Here is a 22371-nt window from a genome sequence, read left to right as displayed (position 1 = left end):
GTAAAAATGTAAAAATAGCACTGTTCTATTTTCTGCCATTTGCCGTAATTCCCCTTTCCCGCCCGCAATGAGCGTATAACTTGTTCACAAGCGAAATACTTCGCTTTTTGTCCCGTTTTGGGATTATAGACGAACCATTTCGTTTATCCCAATTCTGGCTGAATAGCCAAATTTCCCTTTCTTTTTGCATTACCTTTACCTGAACTCCATCTTGTCTTCAAATTCCCGAATTAAGGAAAGACTTACTTTCGGGATTAACTAATGGGGTAGCATTAAAGACATTAAGAAACCGGCGATTATTCCCCCCACCGCCCCCTGGAAGATTTCTTTGGGACTCTTCATATCCAGGGCAAAAGCTATTATCGCCCCCGATAAACCGCCTACAAATGTAAATGTGAGAAAGGTAAGCATAATTTTTTAAAAGTGCCTAAAGTTAGAATTGCCTAAAGTGCCTAAAGTTAAATAACTTCCAATTTTAGGCACTTCCAACTTCCAACTTCTACAATGTTTCCGTCGGACCGAGACGTTTTGGAACCATCAGGCCGATCAGCAGTGCAGCAATGATCCCGCCGATAGTCCCCTGAATAATAGGAAGAAAAGCCGTTTCGTATAAACAAAAAGCAAGGATCGCCCCTCCTATAGCCCCGGGGATCACAAAGCCCAGTAATTGATACCACCAGTTTCTATTAACATTACCGGACAGAAAGATATTGGTAAATTTAACCATAACAGCGTTAGCAGCAAAGATGATAACGGTAAACCCTATGATCATCCAGACATTTCTCTCAAATTGTAAGCCGGAGACGGGAAAGGAAGAGAGAGTCAGAAATTTCATGTAGATAGCCGCCAGAGGGGCCATGACAGCCATGGAGGAGAAGGTGAAGGCGCCCTTGATATAACCGGTTTCGGCGCGCATGGTTCCCTCGGCCATCATCCCTGCTCCACCCAGGGGGGAAGGCCCGCAGGAGGTAGTGGCGTTTATCATGTAGGCAGCCATTACGATCGCCAGTTGGGGCCAGGTAATGAGATCGAACTTCGCCGGCCCAAAGAGATAGAGCACAGGGACCAAAGCGGCGGTCAATATACGACTGCAGGATAGGGGCAGAATGGTTTGAATCTGCACGAATATCGCCAGCATCCCGGCAATGCCGAGGAATGGGATATTGGAAAAGCCCTTCAGGATATTGCCCAGGGCGTTGAATCCACCGGTAGCGGCCAGAGCTCCTGCGGCCAGAAAACCTGCCGCCATCGCCGAAACGGGCAGCAGGATAATGCCGCCCATCAGGTCCCGGATCGTGATCCGGCAGAGGATAATCATCAGGATCCCCCCGGCTACAAGGACGGTTTGTACGGGCATCTTACCGAAGGGCTGGAAGATACTGATAAGCAAGGAGGCAAGAAAGATCATTAAAGAAAGATATCCCCGGAAGGAACCCCTGGCCTCGCTTTCTTCCTTCTTTTCCATTCCTCCCTCCGGAAGGTCTCTCAAGGAAACATCGTTCGGGTAGAGTTTCATGGAGATGAACTTGAGAAAAAGGGCGGTTATCGCCGTGCCCAACATCAGGGAAAATGCCTGCGGCGCCCGGAGAATTCCCTCTGCCGCGGTGGGGAAAAAGGCGCCAAGAAATCCTTCCCCGATCTGGCCGACACCGCCAATTGGCGACGGCCCACATGAGCCAAAGGCGTTCCTCGCGAAGGAACCGATCAGGACAATTAACTGAGCCCTGGTCAACAACCCCATCCCCCCTTCAAAGCCAAAGGCAAAAAGAAGGGGAAGGAGAGCGGCCCCTATAATCCTGCCACAGGGCAAAGAGGCGATCACGGGAAGCTGAATCAGTATGACCAGAGTTCCGGCCAGACCGATGGGGGTTTTGCGGAGCTTGTTTATAAGTATCTTTAACGCGCCGAATCCGCCGGAGGCGGTCAATGCCCCGGCGAGGAAGAGACCTGCCAGGAGTGCCGTTATCGGATGGAGGATGATCCCTCCGATCATTTCGTTGGGCAAGAGTATCACCCCGACCCAGCCTTCTGTAAATGATCTGAATACGGCGCCGACAACAAGACAGACCAGAGAAACGGCGATAAGCACTGTCTGCACGGGGAAGTTAAGTTTCCTGAAGAGCATCAGGAGCATAGCCGTGATGAAGATGGCGAGGTTAATGTAGCCTAAAATTTCCATTTTTTATCTGCCGTCTATTTTTGATGAACTCGTAAAAAGTCCAAAACCTCCTCCCCCTTGATGGGGGAGGGTTAGGGTGGGGGTGATAATGGGCCGTATTTCCAGATGTTATTTCCCCCTCCCCTTAATCCCCTCCCGCCGGGGGAGGGGAAAATTTACTTTTTACGATGCTGTCATTTTTGAGCTTATGGTCTTTTCTTCCCTACGAGGGGAAGTAGCGCAGAAACCACCTTTCTTCCGTCTGGTTCCCGCCAATAACGGGAGATTGACTACGTATCCGTCCTTTCCCCGGCACAGATACACGCTGTCCCCCACCTCAAATCTTTCCATACAAAGGTTGCAACCGGAGATATCCGCATCAACGATCTCTCCGCTTTCCAGCTCAACCCTCGCCCTGACTCCCAGCAATTCTCTTAGGGGAAGAGGGGAATCATGAAAAGAGATAATCCTGCCCCCCTGCCGCCTCCGTGCCTGGTAGATCTCGATGCTGAAATAAAAAACTATCAGAAAAAGGAGGGTAAACCACTCCATGAACCCATAAGCCATTTTGCTTATTCCTTTCGATAAGCTCTTATGGAGACCTTTGAAAAACTGAAAATTGGCGACGTTCCGGGCGAATCAAAGATTTTTTCGGGTACCATGCCATCGCAGCGAAGCGAGATGGTGCATGGTCGAAAGAATGTTTTGAGCACGTGCGAAGACAATTTTCAAAGTTCTCCTCTGGACTAAGAGACAATCTTTAGTATCTGAATCCGCCGGTTAAAAGTATCAGCTACGTATATTTTCGTATCACCGGCATAGATACCCGCCGGCTTGTTGAATTCTCCCTCTTTACTCCCCTTTCTACCGTAGGATGCAACGAAATTTCCATCTCTTGTAAACTTCTGAATACGATTATTTCCCGTATCTGAGACATAAAGATTGCCTGCCTTATCCATGGCAATGCCCTGGGGATTGTTAAATTCTCCTTTTCCGCTCCCCTGACGTCCGATGCTGCCGAGAAACTTCCCCTGCCGATCAAAGAGCTTGACCTTGCCATGCTTGCTGTCAACCACCCAGATCCTTCCGTCCTCACTCACTGCAACCGCGGTGGGCAACCTGAACTCCTCTTCCCTGTCTCCCAATTTTCCGATGACCATCTCGACTGCCATGCCCCGGAAGACCTGAACTCTATGGTTCCTGGTATCTGCAATGTATACTTTCCCTTCCTGATCTACGGCGATCCCTTGAGGTGTATAGAAAAACCCCGCAGCGGCGCCGAGACTGCCGATTACGTAAATAACCTTACCTTCCCTGTCAAAGACCTGAACTCTTCCATTGTTAGCATCAACAACGAAGATGCGGTCCTGTCCGTCAACGGCGATACCCTTGGGATAATTCAGATTTCCCCTGGCCTTTCCCGGGTGCCCGAAGGAATATCGGAAGGATCCGGTTCCGTCATAGACACGGACCTGATAGCGGGCAGGATCTGTCACGTATATGTTACCTGCTGAATCTAAGGAGATACCAAAAGGAGCGCCAAGGCCATTTCTCGTGAAACCATTACTGGAACCGGGAAGAGGCTTGGCAAGGACATTTTTCCAGCCGAAGGTGGTGTAAGTACATGCAAAAAAACCAAGAAAACCAGCGCATTTGAGAAATAGTCTTCTGGTAAATTTGCTGCTCTCTGATTGTTGGGAAAAGGAATTATTATTCAAGGATATTCACGAAATGATTTAAAATGTTTTTGTATGTAATAAGCTTCCGTCCGGGTTCTCCCCGTAGCAATTTATGGTATTTTTGTCAAGGTAATTTTATCTCAAAAGGTGTTTTCCCCCTTTGACTTTTCCGTGACTTCGAGTTATCTGTTACCATCAAAATGCTTTTATCCGATGTAACATAGGAGGAGCTGTAACGGAAGACTCTATGCATTGCCGGATTCTCGTAATTGATGACGATTCTGTGGCCTGCGAGGTTTTACAGGAGACCCTGTTGCGTGCGGGATATGATGTTGATGCCTGTACATCCGCCAAAGATGCCCTCGGAAAGGAGTTGTCTTCGTACAATCTTCTGATTAGCGATATCCGGATGCCGGAGATTGATGGTCTTCATTTCCTCCGCCAGGTTCAGGAACGGTGGCCGGAACTGCCTGTGATCCTGGTGACCGCCTATGGTTCTCTGGAGACCACCATGGAAGCCCTGCGGTTGGGCGCCTGGGATTACATCAGTAAACCATTCTCACCGGAGGCCATCCGCTCCAAGGTAAAAAAGGTCCTCGAGGTGCGGGATCTGCGGCAGCGACGTATGCTAGGACAGCCGAAAACCGCAGAGGAACCCCATTTTATCGGTTCCTCCTCTGTTATGGTAGAATTTTACAAGCAACTCGCACGGGTAACCAATGTCTGGGCCAGCGTCCTGATTGAAGGCGAGAGCGGTACGGGGAAAGAGCTGGCGGCTCGAGCCCTTCACCAACTGAGTTCCCGCCGCGAAAGCCCCTTTGTGATTGTAAACTGCGGCGCTATTCCTGAGAATCTGCTGGAATCGGAACTATTCGGCTATGAAAAGGGCGCCTTTACAGGGGCGGATCATTCCCATGAGGGTTTGCTGGCCTCTGCCCAGGGAGGCACCTTCTTTTTAGATGAAATCACCGAGATGTCCCCTGCCCTCCAGGGGAAGCTCTTACGCTTCATGCAGAGCGGAGAGGTGCGACGACTCGGCGGTCACGAGGTGCGGCATGTTGCTGTCCGGGTGGTCGCCGCGGCGAATCGGGATGTTGATGAGGAGATAAAAAAAGGCCGCTTCCGGTCTGATTTGCTCTATCGCTTTGTAGTGCGGCTGCATGCGCCGCCGCTGAGGCAACACAAGGAAGACTTGCCGCAACTCGTCGAGTATCTTCTGAAAAAATGGGGTTATACTTCTATTCGTATTTCCGATGAGGCCATGGAACGTATGCTGGCATACGACTGGCCCGGCAACGTCCGTGAACTGGAAAATGTCCTCCAGCAAACCCTGTTGATGTCACCCTTTGCGGTGATTTTCCCGGAAAATCTACCAGAGAGATTCCGTCCAGGACGGGAGACAACACACCCACATTTGACGCCTCTTGAGGAAGCGGAACGAGAGCAGATACTTCAGACATTAAAAAAAACGTCATGGAATCAAACGCGTACTTCCCACTTACTGGGGATTGATCGCAAGACGCTGCGAACCAAAATCCAGCGTTACGGATTACTCAAAGAGGACACGTTGTCAGGAGCCGCCTCCCCGGACATGACGTCAACGACGGGAAAATAGAGAATAACTTCTGTACCCTTATCGGGATGGCTCTTTATCTCAAGATGGCCGCCGTGTACCTTGACAATACCCTCTACTATGGCCAGTCCCAGACCGCGCATCCCTTCGTCGGCATGAGTACTGAAAAAGGGCTCGCAGACTTTTTCTATCAATTCGGAAGGGATACCGGGACCGTTATCCTGAACAGAGGTGGCAACGAACCTGCCACCTGGCAGGGCAGAGGCTGAAACAGTTATTTCTCCTTCCTGGGGCAGCGCTTCCACTGCATTCTCGATAAGATTTAACATGGCTATCTGGAAACGATACCGGTCCACGTAGAGAAGGGGAGTGTCTACCTCCACATCCACGCTGAGACAGATACCTGACTTCTGTGTCAGGGGTTCAACGAGAGGCAGGGTCTCATTTAAAAGTTTGGAAATGGAGATGGTTTCGAAATGCGGTTCCGGCAGACGCGTGGCACGGCGTACATTCTGGATCACCGTGTCCAACCGCTGTGTCTGCTGAACAATAAGTTCCAATTTACGACCTACATCAGGAGGCCATTCATCGCCCTCTAACAGGAGCCTCGCCATTCCGGCAATGGAATGAAGGGGTGTGCCAAGATCGTGCGCCAGGGTAGCCGTTAAATATCCAAGCGCCGTAAGCTGCTGGAGCTGGTTGACCTCCTTTTGCAACTGTACAACATTATGAGTGGCTTCCTGTACCCTCTCTTCCAGGGAGAGGTTAAGTTCCTGATCCCGGGCAAGCACCTGTTCAATTTTATCGGCCATTGAATTGAAATGATCCGCCAGTTGTCCCCATTCATCCCTCCGGGCCAGGCGAATCCGCCTGTCATACTTTCCTGTCTGGAATTCATCAATTGCACTAATGATGCTTCTCAGGGGATGTCCGATAATCCAGCCGTAACTTATGAACAAAACGAGCAAAATGAAAAATAAAAGCCCTGCGCTACTGAGCATGAGAAGGCGCTGAGCTCTGTTCAAGATCTCTGTACTGGACTGAGAAAAGGCAATCACGCCGACGACCACTCGATTTTTCTTATCTTTCTCTGATAGGAGTGCGGGATATAACATGCCCAGCGCCGGACCGCCCTCAATATTTAATTTAATATACCGGGCTTTTAGTTCCTCAGCAACTGAACCCACTAAAGTCTCGGACCAGTTATAGTGAACACGGCTGGCGCCGGCGATATATTCGATATCGTCACTGACAACGGAAAAAATATCTATCCTGGCTAAACGGATATCCATCTGTACCTGTTCTTTTAAAGTTCTGTCCAGGACTGACAAACCACGACGGGTGGGAAAATGTTGATAGTACGTACTGACTGTTTCTGCAACATCATCGAGCCTCTTGACCTGCTGGTCAGTCAATATATTATCCAGCGCCCTTAGCTGAATCCAACCCCAGATGGCCATGGTGACGGCCAGTCCGAGGATGGTAACGATCATCAGGCGAGTACGAACGGTCATATAAAACCCCTTACAAATTGTCGCGTAACGACTCAGTCAGGATTCAGGATTAAGGGAAAATTCTGGCTCCTATACCCCCCGACCCCTATATTGATAATAATGATTGGGCATTCTTGCCCAGGATCATCTCCAGTTCTTCCTGGTTTAATCCGGCCTGTAAGAATTCGTTTTTATATCTTGAAAAGAGGATGAGGGGAAAGTCTGAGCCGAACAGCAGCTTCTCTGCCCCTATGGCATCCGCAAAAACTTTCAATACCTGAGGGCGGTACAGATAAGGGAGGGCCGCCGTGTCAAACCAGCACCTGGATACTACCTCCCGCACTTCCTTCTTCATATAGCAGTAGAAGGGCAGGCCACCACCCAGGTGAGCCAAAATCCAGGTGGTTTTGTCGTATATTTTCAGGAGCCGGTAGAGTTGGGCAAGGGTCATGGGGCTTTTGCCTGGATAGTGGTGGCCGACAGGCTCATTGGTGTGCAACAGTATCGGACATTGTGCTTCATGACAAATATCGGTTAGAGGCTTTAATGCCTCTACCGCTGCCTCATCCAACCCGTTCGTATAAAAAGCCAGCTCGCCTACTCCCCTGGCCCCTGATCCGAGGCATCGTTCAACTTCCGAGGATGCTCCGGGGTGGTCCGCTTTTACGCAAACGAAGGGGATAAGACGCCCCTGAAAACGGGCCGCGGCCTGTAACACATAGTCGTTGTTAAATCTTAAAAATTCCTCGTGATCCCAGGGAAAACCGAAGACAACGGCCTTATCAACACCCTCCCTGTCCATCATGGCGACGACCTCTCCCGCGCCCGCAAGCCTGGACTGCGGGCCTTTATATAGAGCGGCAAACTCCGCCTCACCATCGAGAAATCTCTCCCTTTCGTTTCGTACCTCGGGAGGACAGATGTGTACATGGACATCAATGACCATACCTGTACTCCTCTTCTCAACCTTGTTAAAATCCAGGTAAAATTCCTCCTTTAATGTCCTATACTTATTACTAAAAATCCCATTTAAGGGCTGTTCCCAGACCAATGAGAAAGAGACCTCCCCAGTACGGCCATTTGCGAACCAGACTTTTAGCGGGGGTCATTACACCTTCGTCTTTTAGCTCTCTACAGAGTTTCTTTATACCATCACGAAGAAAAGAGTCAGTATCCACGGACAGGGCCATAAAAATCGTTCCTATAACCACAACAATGATGCTGATATTTTCCCGTGTCATTGTATGCCTCCTTTCTTTATTAATGGGAAGTGGTACATAACGTCTTCGGTGTATGCGAAGTTGTCTGGAGGGCAATGCGGGTGAGTAATAGCGAACCGCATACACAGTGTTAGCCGAAGTAGCAAGCCACCTTTTTCTCATATTTGGTGTTCCACTGATAGCCTCGTTGGCGTGGTGATCGAAGTTCAAGACGTCTTGATCAAATCTTCGATCTCTGTGACAATCTTCCTGAAGACCGAGAGTTTCAGGCGAGCAATCTGTTTGACGATGATCGACTGCTCCAGCGAAGCAATCGCATCGGCCTTAATCCTGCTCTTATGTCTCAGTGTTCCTGGCTGTTCAACATCTGCGACATCAACAATGATCGAATAAGGTGCTGGTCTGAGATTGGTGTCAGGCCACAAACCACAATATCGGACGATTGCTGGTTATACGCATCGTTCGACAGAATAAGGACAGGGCGGACCTTCTGCATAGAAAGGTCAGAGAACGGGAAGGGTACTAGGACAATGTCTCGTTGCCTATAAATACTCATTCCACACCTCGTCCTCCTTGGTATCCCAAAGTTTTGCGAAGACACCTTCTGCAGCGATCTGAAGCTGGTTGCGTAATTCCCTTTCATCATCTTCTTCCGGAATTACGACCAGTACCCCTATGTCTTTGGGAAGGTCGATGTCCTCGAACAATTCGACAACCCGCTTCCCTTTGTATGTTCCAGAGAGTGTTTTCATAAGAATTTTCCCCCTTCCGGTTTGCTATTTTGGCTAACGTTTAAGGCTAAAAGAAGTGCGAAGCATTTGCATGTCTACCTTTTGGCCGGTGTTAGCCGCCGTTGTCTGCCTTTTCTTTAACCCCTGACTCTTCGTCATCTTCTAATTGACGCACACGAATTCGAGCAATTTCGACAATCCACAGCTTTTTCTCTACCGGCATTTGGGTAAGTGTTTGCAGAAACTGACGGACCAGTTGTTCCAACAAAGCAAGACTTGGATTACGGGGAACTCGAATGACAACTATACCGTTCGCTTGAGCTGGTGGGAAACACGTCACATCCGAAAAATCCAAGTCCAGAGTCACCAGACAACGTTGTTCAGCACAACACACTTCATAGATATGCTGGTCTGAACATCCTTGTAGATTTTCGTCACGGATTGTTTGAATATCATGTCCTGTCTCAAGAAAAAGATGCTGAGTTCTGGTTCCAAGGTTCTCATCGAGTTTGAACTTCATCCTGTTGCCTCGACAGGGATCTCAACATATCGCTCTCGGGCCATTTCCGCTCCGTAAGCAATGGCAGCCCGAATATCCTCCTCCGTCAGATGAGGATATTCTGCAAGAATCGCCTCAATGCTCATCCCGTTTGCTAAGAAATCAAGAAGTAGCGACACCCATATTCGTGTGCCACGAATGCAAGGTTTGCCAAAGCAAACATTTGGGTTAACGGAAATACGTTGCAAAAGCGGATTCATCTTTGTCTTTCCTCCTTCCTATGCTTGTCTAACTACACTTCTGAGTCTAGGGTTTAACGACAATGGCGGCTAACGTTCAAGGCCAAAAGAAGTGCGAAGCATTTGGATGGTAGTCTTTTGGCCTGTGTTATGCGCCGATGGTCGCCAACATCAACAACTTTCAGCAAAATCAAATACAGGGACTTCCAGTTTTTTAACAGGCTTAAATTTGTTTTTTGCAAATTCCAATAACTCATCGGTAACATCAGGAGAATAGGTCTTTTCTCCGCAGCGAGCGCAAACCTCAGCCGGGACATGCTCCACAAAAAAATACCTGTTTCCCTCTTCATAGCTAAAAGTCACCAACATGGGCTTTGTTTCACCGCCACAAAAAACACATTTCATCCCTTTTTCCTCCTAATTCTATAATCTATCCATTCAGTCTCATCCGGTTCATATGCTGTAATAACGATAACTGACGGAGGGAGTGAAACTTGAACATGAAGATTTCTACCAGCTTTAGTCTTTCCATAAATGAGACAACTCGGAGAATACTTGTCATCGGGATATTCTTCGATAATCTCTCCTGATAAAACTGCTTCCTCGATTTCAATTCGATCAATAGACCGTTTGATCATTCTTTTCAAAGCATGATCGGAAAATCGATACTCTCCTCTGTCTATTTTAACTCTAACCCCCTCTGTTTCTATATCTTTGCTCTTGTCATATTACTTTGGTGACCATTGAGCGGCTAACTTCGTTGTTGATGCACTTACTTCGTCTATCCCCCCAATTTTGGGGGTATAAACGAACCTGTTTCGTATATCCCAAATCTGGCTGAATAGCCAGAAACCCTTACCTTTGACAAAGTTTATTACTCATCACCCCCCTTTTTTGTCAGGCTTAACTTTTAATGCGAAATCCTTAAGTTCGGAATGCCACGAGAGGAGAAGCGACAACCTTTGTGGGAAAAGTTTTAGCTCATTGTGCACAAAATTGCAATCAATTCAGTAAAAAAGCCTTCTGATCGGTTCTGTGCAGAGGAGATTTAAATTATGTTTGACAATGATTCTCCCCTTTGATAGCAATGGCCGCAAGACAGGGGGGCGTTTCTTTAGGGGGAAATTAAGGACGTGCAAAATGGAAACGATTGAAGAGCGGAATAAACAATTGGAGATGGACGATAAGAAATATATCTGGCGCCCCTTTACCCAGATGCAGGATTACATAAGGGAAAAACCGCTCATCATTGAAGAGGGGAGAGGATGTATCTTAAAGGATGTTTACGGGAATGAGTATTTAGATGGAGTTTCCTCTCTCTGGACAAATGTACACGGGCACAGAAAGGAAAAGCTGGATCGTGCTATTAAAAAACAACTGGAAAGGATTGCCCATTCAACTCTGCTGGGACTGTCCAATATTCCTGCCATCGGATGCGCTAAAAAACTGATAGCGATTGCACCGAAAGGACTGACCAGGGTATTTTATTCCGACAATGGTTCCACTGCTGTTGAGGTAGCCCTTAAGATGGCCTTCCAGTATCAACAGCAGGCCCCGGAGGGAGATCCCCGTAAGACGAAATTTATTTCCCTGAAGAATGCGTATCACGGAGACACCATTGGTGCGGTAAGTGTCGGGGGTATTGATCTCTTTCACGCCACTTATAAAACGCTACTCTTTGAATCGTTCAAGGCTGAATCACCGTACTGTTATCGCTGCACCTTTGGAAAATCGTATCCTTCCTGTGATTTTGCATGCTTAAACCAGATGGAAGAACTTATGAAATCCCATGCACACGAGGTGGCAGCCATGGTAATTGAGCCTCTGGTTCAGGGGGCAGCGGGGATGTTGGTCCAGCCCCCTAACTACTTAAAGAAGGTCAGGGAGCTTTGCACAAGATACAACATCATTATGATTGCCGATGAGGTTGCCGTAGGGTTTGGTAAAACGGGAAAGATGTTTGCCTGCGAGCATGAGGGAGTGGTTCCTGACATCATGGCCCTTGCCAAGGGTATTTCAGGAGGTTACCTCCCCCTGGCGGCCACGCTTACGAGCGAGAAAATTTATGAGGGATTCCTTGGTGAATACGAAAAGCTTAAAACCTTCTTTCATGGACACACCTACACGGGAAACCCTCTGGCCTGCACTGCGGCCATTGCCAATCTCGAGGTTTTTGAAGAGGAACGTATCATCGTCAGGCTTCAGGGGAAGATCGAACATTTCAAAAAGAGGTTGCAACCGTTTGCCTTCCTTGCTCATGTGGGGGAGGTACGACAGTGTGGATTCATGGTCGGTATAGAACTGGTGGCCGAGAAGGAGTCAAAGGAACCCTTCCCCCTTAAGGTCAAAACCGGTCATCAGGTGATATTAGAGGCAAGAAGGCGCGGCCTTATCATCAGACCCCTCGGTGATGTGATTGTTCTTATGCCTCCACTTTGTGTTACCACGGATGAAATTGACAGGCTCTGTGAGATTACCTACGAATCAATTCGTGCGGTTACAGAAAAATAGAAATGGACGTCCCCTATTTCCCCCTTATTTTCCCATCGTCATAATGGGTTTCATTTTGCATTTTTCAATTACCTATTTCCCCAGGGTAGGAAGATCTATATCTCCTTATCTTAACCTCCCAATAATCTTGATTTTTCTGAAAGGAGATGGTAGAGGCTGTAAATATGGGAAGAGACGAGGATCAATACCTAAGGACAAAACTCAGGATCGTAGGTAACCTGAAGAAGGGAAAGAATCTGAAGGAGGCCATGGAAGAACTGACAAGGGCTATGGAGGATTTCCCTCATGAGCCCCTTCTTACCATAGAGCTTGCAGACTGCCTGCGTCTTGATGGAAAATTAGAAGAGGCAAAGACCCTGGTATTAGATGCCCTAAAAAAGGTGCCTACTAACATGAATGCCCATAAAGTGATGGGAGAGATCTATCTGGATAAGAGGGAATACGGTAATGCCCTCGAGCATTTTGAGGCGGCATCTCGGATAAAGAGGACAGGATACGTAACCTCCAGGGTCATTAAAACATTGATCGGCCTTGAAAGGTTTGATGAGGCCAGAGACCTCATCAGGGAGGAGTTAATAGAGAACCCTGCCAATGTTATCATCCTCAGGTACAGGGCTCAGATACTGGAAAGGGAAGGAGAGTACCAGGAGGCGGCCAATGTCTACCAGAGGATCCACGATCTCGCCCCTGGGGATGCCTTCATTTACAAGGAGCTTTTGAGGTTGAGGTCAAAGAACAGGGAACCTGCGGAGGTCGAAAGGGAAATGAAGGCTATGATGAAGGTATCCACCGCTGCCAATAACCCCCATCTCCATTCCGAGATCGGTTTAAATCTCAAGAGGGCAGGTAAGTATGGAGAGGCAATAGCTGAATTTGAGAAGGCCCTCGCGCTCTCTCCCAATAATAGCTTCATCCTCAGCCACCTCGGTTACTGCTATGCAAAACTCGATATGCCGTCAAAGGTAGTGGAAACCCTCGCGGGCCCATTCACAGAGGAACCGAAGGACTTTTACATCAGGTCTTCCCTTGTAGCTGCCGTTAAGAAAGGGGGGCACTGGGAGGAGTTCAAGAGGGTCTTAAAGAAGGCCATAGAGAGGCACCCCGGGGAGAAATCCCTCTGGGGACTTCTGAAAAAGACCGAAAAGGAACTTGAGAAGAGGGAAGGGTAATGGAGTCTCTAAGGGATATAATAGATCTTCCTGAGGTTAAAACCGTAATCCAGCTCTCTGATATCTATGATCAGAACTTAAAGACGAAACTGGCGGAGGACTTTATCCTTACCTCGGAGGCCCATGCCAACCTTAAGGCCATCATGGGTAAGATCAGGGAGGGGGAGGGGGGAGGTGTCTTCCTTGAGGGGAATTTTGGTACGGGTAAGTCCCACTTCCTCACGATTATCAGCCTCCTTTTTAACTACCGTGAGGCATGGCAGCCCCTCCTCGCCCAGGAACCGGATTTAACGGGGTTATATGAGGTCCTCTGCCCCAGAGGATATCTCACGACAGAGGTATCCCTGGTGGAATACAGCAGCAGGACCAACCTGGAAGAAATCATCGCGAGGTCAATCATCAGCTCCTACCAGAGGAGATACAACCATCCCCCCTTTGACCCGGAAGAGGGAATCCCTGAGAGGAAGGAGTTTTACGGAAAGATCGAGGAGAAACTCAAGGTCAACGGAGCACCCGGCCTTATTCTCCTGATAGATGAGTTATCCGAGTTCTTGAGATCAAAGCCTGAAAGCAGGAGTTTCAATGAGGACATCCGCTTCCTTCAATACCTGGGCGAGAGGGCCTCATCGTTGCCGATGTGGGTTATTGCCACCCTCCAGGAGAGCATCGAGGATACCGGTGAGACCACCCAGGAGGCATTCAACAAGATCAAAGACCGTTACCCTCTAAGGCTTTTTCTTACCGGTACCCACATAGAAGAGTTGATCGGAAGAAGGCTCATCAGGATAAAGGCCGCGAAAAGGGAGGGAATCTCCGGGCTCTACCGCACATTTAAGAAGTACTTCCCCCATCTCGGGATCACAGAGGAGAGGTTTCTCTCCTTATACCCGGTACATCCCGCCACCGTATCCTTCCTCGACAATCTGAAACCCATCTTTTCACAGCACCGGGGTGTCGTTGATTTTATCCATTACCAGCTCAAGGGGGACCCGGGCCGGAATATTGAAGGAATGCTCCATCTATCCTGTGATCACCTCCTCACCCCGGAGCGGATATTTGATCACTTCCGGGTGAGGATAAAAGAGAGGGTTGAACTCAATCCCTTCACCGAGGTGGTCTATAAGTATTACGAAGATGAGATGGGGAATATCTTTACCAACAGGGAAGACTTAGACCTCGCCTTCAGAGTACTGAAGGTCCTGATCCTGATGGCCATCTCTCCTGTTAAGAAGAAGAGAACCATCAGGGATATAGCGGAGATGCTGCTGCACAGGATAACGGAACTGGAGTCCTCGATAAATTACCACTACGTCAGGGATATTGCGGAAAGGCTTCTCAGAGAAGGGGCATACATCTCGGTGGAGAGAGGAGCCGACCCCCTTGCCGATCACTTCTACATCAGCCTGGAAGCGGATATAAGTCTCCTCGTCAGGAGATCTACAGAGTATATGGTGGGGTCATTCTTTGAGGATGATCTGAGGCTCTTCACGAAACTAAAAGAGTTGTTGGATGACCCCCGCCTTCCCCTCAAAGAGTATCAAGTATCTGAAAAAACGAAGGTAAAACTTCTCTGGCAGTCCACCCCGAGGGAGGGGATCTTTCTCCTGGAACAGATAGACAGAATAACGCCTGAGCGGTTGGAGGAGATGATCCGGGAGCTTCAGGAGACGGAAGCCGATTTTGCCGTCGTTACCGGAACTACCCATCGTCTGGATGATGAGAGATCGCATCTTCAGAATGTCATCCTGCCCCATCTCAGGGAAAAGAACGCCTTCTATTGCCTCTTCTGGCTTCCCCAGACCCCCGAAAAAGAGGCGCTCAAGGAGGCCCTTGCCCACCTCCTCCTCCTGGAGAAATACAGGGAAGATGCCACGGAAAGGGGTAAGGAGATCAGTGCATTCATCCAGGGACTCCTCTCTCATGAAAAGAGGCTGGTAAAGGAGAGATTCCTGGAGGCATACCAGACGGGGACCCTCTTTTCCATCCCCTCTGGTGAGGAACATCTCCGGGAATCCCTGAAATTTAATGCACTTCAGGATCTTCTGGCCAGCTTTGCCGAATCTCTGCTGGAGGCAAGGTACCCCAGGCATACAGAGATAGCCCCCTATACCTCCTTTACTACAAGGGATCAACTCGAGGAGGTGGTGGAGGACTTTCTGAAGAAGGGAGAGATAGTTATAGATAAGGGGGGCCGCCACGGGCTTAAGAGGATAGTGGAGGGGTTTCTCCTTCCGATGAAGGTGGCAAAGGGCACTCCCAAGGGCTTTGAGGTTGTTGTTGACCCTTCCAAGAGTGTCCCGGTGGAGAGGTTCCGGGAACTGGTCGAGGTATCCGGGGAAGGGAGGCGCCCCCTCGAAGATATCTACCGGAGGCTCAGGAAGGGGGATCTGGGGCTCTCCCGAATCCAGTTTGAACTCCTGACCCTTACCCTGATCTTCTCCGGCCATATTATCCCCTATGCCGGGGGAAAGAGGAAGAACCCGGAGGAGATCGGTATCTACAACCTCCAAAAGATAGACGAGGTATCGAAGGGTGAGGTCCTTCCCCTGGAGTATCAGAAAGAGCTGGTCTCACTCCCCTTTATCCCTAAGAAGTACAAAAACAGGGAGCTTAACCTTCTCACCCAGAGGGAACTATGGGGGGAGCTTGTGGCGATGAAGGGGGGGATGATAGAAGAGATCGAAAATCTCCAGGAAAAAATCGGCCGGGCTTCAGAATATAAGGCCCTGGCAAGCTTTGACCTAATAGGACTGAAGAAGAACCTGGACGACCTGAGGCTCCTCTTTGAGGAGGTTAAGACTTCATATCCGCCCAGGGAAGGGATAGAGAGGTTTTTAAGGGAGAGCAGGAACCACCCCTTTATAGGGAAGAGCTTTTTTAGGTTTGAGGCCGCCAAGAGTTTTTTCACGGATGATCTGGAGCGATATCTGTTCATGTATAGTTACGTCAACCACACGGAGCTGGCGATACCTGAGGGAAAGGAATACGAAACCATCAGACTTCAACTCTCCGATATAAGAGAATATCTCATTGCCCGTTGCCCGTATCTGGAAGAAGGTTATATGGAAAATTTAGGGAGGCTTTTCCATAACTTCCTTCAGGGGTATGTCCTGCAGTATCAAAAGGAACACCAGAGGGCCACCTCACCGGAAGGGATTCACCCCTACAGCAGGGTGAAAGAATCCCTGAGATACACGATTCTCTCTAATTTCTCGAGGGTGGAATACGTCTCGGTAAAGAACGACAGGGTAAAGGTAGAAAGGATGCTGGCGGAGGTTTTTTCCACGAGATGTTCAGATTTCACCATGGAGGGCCTTCACAGGAGGCCGATATGCGGGTGTGGATTTCACCTCGGAGACAGGCGGGAACTACCGGGACTCCATGCCATCGAATCCACCATTGATCAGGGGATAAGAGAGTACCTCCTGGCATTTAAGGAGGGGGCGAACAGGGAAAGACTTGTCTCGTATGCCGCGGGTTTAAAGGAGACCGGAAAGGCCGGGGTGGCAGAGAAGATAAACCGCTTACTCGATTTTCCTATATCCCGGCTGACAGATAACCCTGAGGCATCTCTGAAGGAGTTGGAGAATCTCTCAGGTGGTGATTCCATCAGGGCCATCAACGATGCCTTTTCTGGAAAGGTGATCATGGTCTCGAGGGATATAGATGAGTTCTATGAGAATACGGTGGAAAGGAGTTTTCTTAAGGAGAGGCTTTTTAATATCTTTCTTGAATGGCTCCAGGGTGGGGAGGATCTCAGGGAAGAGACCTACATCAGGGTTACGAGTGCAAAAAGGGGCCCTCTAAGGGCTGCCGGCTACCCCTCTTCATTTCCCGCCCTTTGGGAGGTTATTCAGGAGAGGTATCCGGAGCTTACCGGTCTCTTTAAAGAATTGGGTGAGCGGGAGTTTAATTGCGTTCTCTTCCTCTCCCTCTGGGGAAAGACCCAGGAGACAGAGGAGAAAGAGCTTCTCCCCTTCATCGGCAGCGTCCTGGGGAGAGAAGCCGGCGAGATGGCAAGGATTGCAAGGGAGATAGCATCCCACCACGAACTCCTCTGTCAGGCGGCGGAATGTGTCATGGTCAACAGGGAGGAAGAGGCCGGCGGCTTGTTAGAGGATGCAGAGAAGTTTTTGCAGGAGAAAAAGAAAGACCTTGCCCTCTTCGGGCTTATTGATAAAAGAGAACCACTGGATTACTTAAGGTTCCTCGAAAAGGAGGTGGTCTTCCCCTCTCTGGCGGTCCGGGCGCTGAGAGACCTCATCAAAAGGGTGGAGAGGGAACCATCCAGGATAGGGAGGAAGGTGATGGAAGATCTTATCCTTCGCCAGAGGGAGACCAAAAGTCCCAAGAGGATGAAAAAAGAGGAAATTTTCCAGACATTGAGACATCTCATCGGCCTGGAGACCTCCCTGAGGAATCTTTCCGGTATGCCCCGGGAAGATGGAGATTTTCTCTTCTGGGAGGATGCCTACCGCTCTTCCCTCTGGGGTATCTTTTACGATTACCATTGTACCTCTCACTCCTTGAATCAACTGGGGCTGCTGGATGATGTAAACCTCCAGCGGAAGAAAAAGGCACTGAAAGATATCTCCTTAAGGTGGGGAGGCGCCTTTGAAAAGTTCTATCTTCCCCTGGGGGAAGCCATGGAGGAAAAGAAGGAAAAAAGGGGGAAGCATCCTCTCCACATCAGAGATATCCCTGATACTCTCTTTCAGAGGTTCAAAGACTCACTGGGGAAGGGCAGGGGATACTTCATCCTCCTCGATGGAATGCGGTGGGACCTGTGGGAGTACATTAAAGAGAATACCTTTATCACTAAATCCCTCAATTACAGAATACTGGAAGAGATACCCCTCTGGGCGCTCCTTCCCACGACAACAGAGATTCAGATTGGGTCTCTACTTGCCTCTACCGCCATGTTAGATCTGGTCTCTGAGAGAAGGGCCTCATACAGCAATATCAGGGATGCGGGGTCTTCCCTTGCCGACGCTTATGAAGAGATCGAATTAGAAAAAGATGTAAAGATAGTGAAATTCGGCTTTATAGACAATAAACTCCACCAATCAAAGGATGACCTTATCACACTCTTTAGAGAGATATGTGTAAACATAGAAGTCTCCGTGAAAAACTATCTGGACAGAATCCCCAGAGGTTCCCTCATCTTCCTCTTCTCCGACCATGGTTTCTTAGAAAACCCGGGATTCAGGAAGGGCAAGGAGGAGCCCCGATACCTCCACGGCGGGGCAAGCCCGTGGGAGGTAATAGTTCCCATGGTGGCAATTCTAAAGACGTGAGAGAACGTAAGTCATCGGCTATCAGCCTGAGGGAAAAGGGGGAAAGGGTATAAGTGACTCGAAATTTGAGTCAGAGATGGGGAGGAGAAGTGGAGTTGTCACAGGTGCCAGGTGGGGATTGCCTTTCTTTTAATTAGCATGGATATGTCAAGGGGGAGAAATGTTTGAATTTACAGAAGAACAGAGGATGATAAGGGAAACGGTCAGGAAATTGGGGGTGGAGAAGCTCGGGCCGCGGGCCGCTGAAGTGGATAAAAGCGGGGAATTTCCCTGGGATATTGTGAAGATTCTCGGAGATAACGGCATCCTTCAACTGCCGTTGCCGGAAAAGTACGGAGGGATAGAAGCCGATACCACGACCCTCTGTATGGTTTCAGAAGAGTTGGCAAGGTTTTGTACCACATCTTCTAATCTGGTATGTATTCAAGGGTCAAACATTAAGATTATTTCCTGGGGGGGAAATGAAAACCAGAGGGACAGATTTTTCCAGAGACTGGCGAAGGGAGACCAGATCACCGCCTTTGCTCTCACTGAACCGGGGGCAGGTTCCGATGTGGGGGCGATGAAAACAAGGGCGGTCCGGCGCGGGGATACGTATATATTAAATGGCACTAAGTGTTTTATCTCCTGCGGGGGAGTGGCTGATCTCCTTCCCCTTTTTGCCATGACCGATCCGGCAAAAGGCCTAAAGGGCGGCGTATCCGCCTTCGTTTTAGAAAAAGATACCCCCGGGTTTAACATCGGAAAAACAGAAGAAAAGATGGGATCAAGGGGGGTGCCGGCTTCGGAGCTTGTTCTGGAAGATGCGCAAATACCAATAGAGAATTTACTGGGGAAAGAAGGAGAGGGTTTAAAGATAGCCCTCGATGCAATCAATCTGACCCGTCTGACGGTAGGCAGTCATGCCCTTGGAATTGCTCAGGGAGCGCTGGACTATGCCATAGAATATGCAAAACAGAGGGTTCAGTTTGGAAAACCTATCGCTGCATTTCAGGGTATACAATTCAAAATAGCCGATATGGCGATGCAACTGGAGGCAGCTCGATCATTGGTGTACAGAGTTGCTTTTATGTCAGATCAGGGTATGCCGGATGTTGAAGGTTTATCCTCCATGGCAAAATGTCTTGCTGTGGATGTAAGTGTGAATGTTACCCTCGATGCGGTTAAGATCCTGGGAGGCTACGGGTATATGAAGGACTATCCCCAGGAAAGGAGGATGCGAGACGCGATCTCCTGCCTGTTCCTGGAGGGGACAGGCGAGATTCAACGCCTGAATATTGCCCGTTTTTTACTGAAGAGGTCTTAGGAAATAAAACCAATCCTGAATTTTGAGTGTATGCGAGACAGAGGGATGTGAATATGGCCTACGGAAGGGTTACTGCACAGGAAGTATCTCTTTTTAAATCCATTGTTGCCCCTGAAAGGGTTTCTGCGGGAGAATCCGTAATAGAACTCCATTCCAGGGATGAGTCATTTCATAAGAGATGCAGACCGGAGGTCGTCATCTTTCCCAGCTCCAGCAAAGAGATAAGCGGGATCCTCAAGGTGGCGAATGAAAAAAGGATGCCCGTTACCCCCTGGGGGGCGGGGACAAGCCTGGAAGGGAATCCCATGCCGTGTATGGGTGGTATTGTCCTGGATATGCAGGAAATGAACAGGATCCTCGAAGAAAGGGAGGGGGATTTCCAGGTAGTAGTTGAACCAGGGGTGGTATATAAGGAGCTAAACAAAAAATTTGCCAAAAAGGGGCTTTTCTTTCCCCCTGATCCCGGTGCGGGAGCCACCATCGGGGGGATGGTTGCCAATAACGCCAGCGGTATCCAGACCCTTAAGTACGGGGCGACAAAGGACTATGTAATGAGGTTGGAGGTTGTCCTTCCCACGGGAGAAATAATCAGTGTTGGTTCCAATGCCGTTAAGAGCTCTTCAGGCTATGACCTGTGCCGCCTCTTCACCGGGTCAGAGGGGACCCTCGGAGTAATCACCCAGATAACCCTCCGTCTCGCCCCCCTTCCTCTGCATTTTACCGCCGTACTGGTGAACTTCAACTCTGTGACCCGAATGGGATAATGAACCCGGGGAAGATCTTCTTTTAACCTTTTTCATTGTTCTTTGTGTCGCCATGCGACATGAATGTTTCATCTCACATAGCCGGCTATCCCCTCAAAGCGATAGCCCTTTTTTGTATTTCCTTCCCCTTTGGGATCGGTGGTATAAAAGTGACAGCCTGTAGATGGATTGAACCAGCGGTACAATTCTCTCGTATTGGTGAGCCTGGAAGTTGCTATGTTCCCTATGGTTCCCTCAAAAAAATAGCCTTTCAGAGACTTGCCCCCTCCGCTTTGCTCGTAAGAATAAAAGTAATCCCCTTTCTGGGGGTTATACCATCTGTAGAATTCGGTGGTTCCCGGTGTCCCGCTGCTGAATAGTCTAAAGGCTATCCCCTGTTTCTTGTATCCGCCGACTCTGATTCTCTCGGCCTCGGCCTGTGGGTTGGTCGTGTACAGATAGTAAAAGCCTTTTGCATAGCGATAAACATCTAATATTCTCGGTATATTATCCGCCGATACTTCAAGTGATACTTCAACAACGGCTTCTCCCCCATCGGAACTGATAGCGATATTCTCGCCGTAGTAGCCAGGATCCAGTTGTTGCGCGTTTATGAGAATGCTGAGATAGTCCGTTTCTTTGCTTGTCATCCCGGTATTGGGAAGCACCTTTATCCATCCGGGGGTTCCCTTCATTATGTTCCTTTTATAAATTTTTACCCCCTCAATGGTGACATGGCCGTCACTATTAACGAGAGTCAGGATGTGAGGGCCATCCGGCAGGCCATCGGCAATGGGAAACTCCACTGACTCTTTCTGTTCGGCATAACAATCATCCATATTCATAAATTTATTGTCTATATAGGCCATTAAATTTCCGCCGTCCGGATTCTTCCAGAATAATACGGCGATATCCGTCCCCGAAAATTTGTATCTCAGTGTATCATTCCTGTTATAAAGAGAAGGATAACCGTTTTCCTCCAACAATCTGCCGGAGATGCTCACGATATCCTTCAGACGGCCTGTTATTGTATAGAAAATTCCCGTTCCCTTAATTTCCTCATTCAAGAAGGATACATATCGTCCCGGCTTTGGTGTTCCCCTCAGTTCCATGTTACGATCTTCCTGGATAGTTGCCTTCCATTTGAGGTTGTCCCGCCCCTTATTAGTTATCTTGATGTTCCTGGTGACCTGTTCACCCTGTCCGACAATCCCGAAGTCTAATCTGGTAGGCTTTACTTCCATCAGAGGAGCATTTTTTTCCTTAACCACCGTAAAGGTGAGAAAAACATTCCTTGTCCCACCGGTTGAAATCGTCTTAATTGTCTCTCTGTGGGTTCCCAGTGGCAGATCTCTCCTGCAAGTGATGAAATCATTGTTCGCTTCCAGGGTTAACTGGATTGGATAGAGTGAATTCTTAGTATCAGTCCTCATTTCCTCAAGGTTGCTTAGAGATTTGAGATGAATCCAAAGAAAATCGGGAACATCTCTTAGAGTGCCTGATAGTTCTTCTTTTTCCCGTAAAGACCATCCCTCTGGTCCACGGGCTGACCAGGGCAAAATTCCCGAACCAATATTTTTCAGGGTAAACGAACCCTTTGCACTCTCACCGGGACCAACGGTACCTAAATCTATTTCTCTGGGTGTAACCAGCAACACCGGTGGGGGAATACTTTCTTTAATGTCTGCCCGGGCTAAATCAATGAGATCACCTCTTCTCATCTCTCTGATTTTAGCCATTAAATCCCCCTGAC

The 22371-nt window shown here is 48.8% G+C and carries 18 protein-coding genes; 6 read left to right on the top strand and 12 right to left on the bottom strand.

Annotated elements, in window-relative coordinates; genetic code table 11:
• Window positions 1-499: 499 nt before the first annotated feature.
• From QMD03_03955 to QMD03_03945, 3 genes are all read right to left on the bottom strand, one after another.
• Complete coding sequence (locus QMD03_03955; protein ID MDI6776386.1) at window positions 500-2179, bottom strand: hypothetical protein; 1680 nt, start codon at window positions 2177-2179, stop codon at window positions 500-502.
• 162 nt (window positions 2180-2341) lie between these two features.
• On the bottom strand, window positions 2342-2725 hold the full coding sequence (locus QMD03_03950; GenBank protein MDI6776385.1) for a hypothetical protein: 384 nt from the start codon (window positions 2723-2725) through the stop codon (window positions 2342-2344).
• A gap of 179 nt (window positions 2726-2904) precedes the next feature.
• A complete protein-coding gene (locus QMD03_03945; GenBank protein MDI6776384.1) occupies window positions 2905-3876 on the bottom strand; it encodes an NHL repeat-containing protein in 972 nt (323 codons plus the stop codon).
• Window positions 3877-4084: 208 nt separating this feature from the next.
• On the opposite strand from QMD03_03945, the gene QMD03_03940 reads away from it, so the two are divergent.
• Window positions 4085-5452 carry a sigma-54 dependent transcriptional regulator gene (locus QMD03_03940; protein MDI6776383.1) on the top strand — a complete coding sequence of 456 codons (1368 nt, stop codon included), beginning with the start codon at window positions 4085-4087 and terminating at the stop codon, window positions 5450-5452.
• Here QMD03_03940 and QMD03_03935 read toward each other — a convergent pair.
• From QMD03_03935 to QMD03_03900, 8 genes are all read right to left on the bottom strand, one after another.
• The gene (locus QMD03_03935) at window positions 5380-6924 is read right to left on the bottom strand and encodes an ATP-binding protein (protein MDI6776382.1); all 1545 of its coding nucleotides are present in this window, start codon (window positions 6922-6924) and stop codon (window positions 5380-5382) included. The genes QMD03_03940 and QMD03_03935 overlap by 73 nt on opposite strands.
• Window positions 6925-7009: 85 nt before the next feature.
• A complete protein-coding gene (locus QMD03_03930; GenBank protein MDI6776381.1) occupies window positions 7010-7849 on the bottom strand; it encodes an amidohydrolase family protein in 840 nt (279 codons plus the stop codon).
• A gap of 70 nt (window positions 7850-7919) precedes the next feature.
• Complete coding sequence (locus QMD03_03925; protein ID MDI6776380.1) at window positions 7920-8144, bottom strand: hypothetical protein; 225 nt, start codon at window positions 8142-8144, stop codon at window positions 7920-7922.
• Between the two features lie 185 nt (window positions 8145-8329).
• Window positions 8330-8548 (bottom strand): hypothetical protein, encoded by a 219-nt coding sequence (locus QMD03_03920; protein MDI6776379.1) that lies wholly within the window; start codon window positions 8546-8548, stop codon window positions 8330-8332.
• A 117-nt stretch (window positions 8549-8665) separates the two neighbouring features.
• Window positions 8666-8875 (bottom strand): hypothetical protein, encoded by a 210-nt coding sequence (locus tag QMD03_03915; GenBank protein ID MDI6776378.1) that lies wholly within the window; start codon window positions 8873-8875, stop codon window positions 8666-8668.
• Between the two features lie 91 nt (window positions 8876-8966).
• Complete coding sequence (locus QMD03_03910) at window positions 8967-9374, bottom strand: DUF5615 family PIN-like protein (protein MDI6776377.1); 408 nt, start codon at window positions 9372-9374, stop codon at window positions 8967-8969.
• A complete protein-coding gene (locus QMD03_03905; GenBank protein MDI6776376.1) occupies window positions 9371-9613 on the bottom strand; it encodes a DUF433 domain-containing protein in 243 nt (80 codons plus the stop codon). The genes QMD03_03910 and QMD03_03905 overlap by 4 nt, the downstream gene beginning before the upstream one ends.
• A 150-nt stretch (window positions 9614-9763) precedes the next feature.
• Window positions 9764-9997, bottom strand: coding sequence for a type II toxin-antitoxin system MqsA family antitoxin (locus QMD03_03900; GenBank protein MDI6776375.1), 234 nt, complete (start codon window positions 9995-9997; stop codon window positions 9764-9766).
• A 735-nt stretch (window positions 9998-10732) separates the two neighbouring features.
• On the opposite strand from QMD03_03900, the gene bioA reads away from it, so the two are divergent.
• From bioA to QMD03_03875, 5 genes are all read left to right on the top strand, one after another.
• On the top strand, window positions 10733-12103 hold the full coding sequence (gene bioA / locus QMD03_03895; GenBank protein MDI6776374.1) for an adenosylmethionine--8-amino-7-oxononanoate transaminase: 1371 nt from the start codon (window positions 10733-10735) through the stop codon (window positions 12101-12103).
• Between the two features lie 164 nt (window positions 12104-12267).
• Entirely contained in the window at window positions 12268-13272 is a 1005-nt protein-coding gene (locus tag QMD03_03890) for a tetratricopeptide repeat protein (GenBank protein ID MDI6776373.1), read from the top strand.
• Window positions 13272-18569, top strand: a complete 5298-nt coding sequence (locus QMD03_03885) for a DUF6079 family protein (protein MDI6776372.1) — start codon at window positions 13272-13274, stop codon at window positions 18567-18569. Before QMD03_03890 ends, QMD03_03885 begins: the two co-directional genes overlap by 1 nt.
• Before the next feature lie 160 nt (window positions 18570-18729).
• Entirely contained in the window at window positions 18730-19875 is a 1146-nt protein-coding gene (locus QMD03_03880; GenBank protein MDI6776371.1) for an acyl-CoA dehydrogenase family protein, read from the top strand.
• Between the two features lie 53 nt (window positions 19876-19928).
• Window positions 19929-20639, top strand: coding sequence for an FAD-binding oxidoreductase (locus tag QMD03_03875; protein MDI6776370.1), 711 nt, complete (start codon window positions 19929-19931; stop codon window positions 20637-20639).
• A 68-nt stretch (window positions 20640-20707) separates the two neighbouring features.
• Here the strand turns inward: QMD03_03875 and QMD03_03870 are convergent, their stop codons facing one another.
• Window positions 20708-22357, bottom strand: coding sequence for a hypothetical protein (locus QMD03_03870; protein MDI6776369.1), 1650 nt, complete (start codon window positions 22355-22357; stop codon window positions 20708-20710).
• Between the last annotated feature and the right edge of the window lie 14 nt (window positions 22358-22371).

The organism is Syntrophales bacterium (genome assembly GCA_030018935.1).
Taxonomy (GTDB): Bacteria; Desulfobacterota; Syntrophia; order Syntrophales; family CG2-30-49-12; genus CG2-30-49-12.
This window is presented reverse-complemented; position numbering and strand designations above follow the sequence as displayed.

Bases quoted from the DNA above. Each gene is read 5' to 3' on its own strand.
- QMD03_03890 (MDI6776373.1), top strand. From the start codon at position 12,268: ATGGGAAGAGACGAGGATCAATACCTAAGGACAAAACTCAGGATCGTA.
- QMD03_03925 (MDI6776380.1), bottom strand. From the start codon at position 8,144: ATGACACGGGAAAATATCAGCATCATTGTTGTGGTTATAGGAACGATT.
- QMD03_03910 (MDI6776377.1), bottom strand. From the start codon at position 9,374: ATGAAGTTCAAACTCGATGAGAACCTTGGAACCAGAACTCAGCATCTT.
- QMD03_03880 (MDI6776371.1), top strand. From the start codon at position 18,730: ATGTTTGAATTTACAGAAGAACAGAGGATGATAAGGGAAACGGTCAGG.
- bioA (MDI6776374.1), top strand. From the start codon at position 10,733: ATGGAAACGATTGAAGAGCGGAATAAACAATTGGAGATGGACGATAAG.
- QMD03_03955 (MDI6776386.1), bottom strand. From the start codon at position 2,179: ATGGAAATTTTAGGCTACATTAACCTCGCCATCTTCATCACGGCTATG.
- QMD03_03930 (MDI6776381.1), bottom strand. From the start codon at position 7,849: ATGGTCATTGATGTCCATGTACACATCTGTCCTCCCGAGGTACGAAAC.
- QMD03_03940 (MDI6776383.1), top strand. From the start codon at position 4,085: ATGCATTGCCGGATTCTCGTAATTGATGACGATTCTGTGGCCTGCGAG.
- QMD03_03870 (MDI6776369.1), bottom strand. From the start codon at position 22,357: ATGGCTAAAATCAGAGAGATGAGAAGAGGTGATCTCATTGATTTAGCC.
- QMD03_03875 (MDI6776370.1), top strand. From the start codon at position 19,929: ATGGCCTACGGAAGGGTTACTGCACAGGAAGTATCTCTTTTTAAATCC.
- QMD03_03935 (MDI6776382.1), bottom strand. From the start codon at position 6,924: ATGACCGTTCGTACTCGCCTGATGATCGTTACCATCCTCGGACTGGCC.
- QMD03_03905 (MDI6776376.1), bottom strand. From the start codon at position 9,613: ATGAATCCGCTTTTGCAACGTATTTCCGTTAACCCAAATGTTTGCTTT.
- QMD03_03900 (MDI6776375.1), bottom strand. From the start codon at position 9,997: ATGAAATGTGTTTTTTGTGGCGGTGAAACAAAGCCCATGTTGGTGACT.
- QMD03_03885 (MDI6776372.1), top strand. From the start codon at position 13,272: ATGGAGTCTCTAAGGGATATAATAGATCTTCCTGAGGTTAAAACCGTA.
- QMD03_03915 (MDI6776378.1), bottom strand. From the start codon at position 8,875: ATGAAAACACTCTCTGGAACATACAAAGGGAAGCGGGTTGTCGAATTG.
- QMD03_03950 (MDI6776385.1), bottom strand. From the start codon at position 2,725: ATGGCTTATGGGTTCATGGAGTGGTTTACCCTCCTTTTTCTGATAGTT.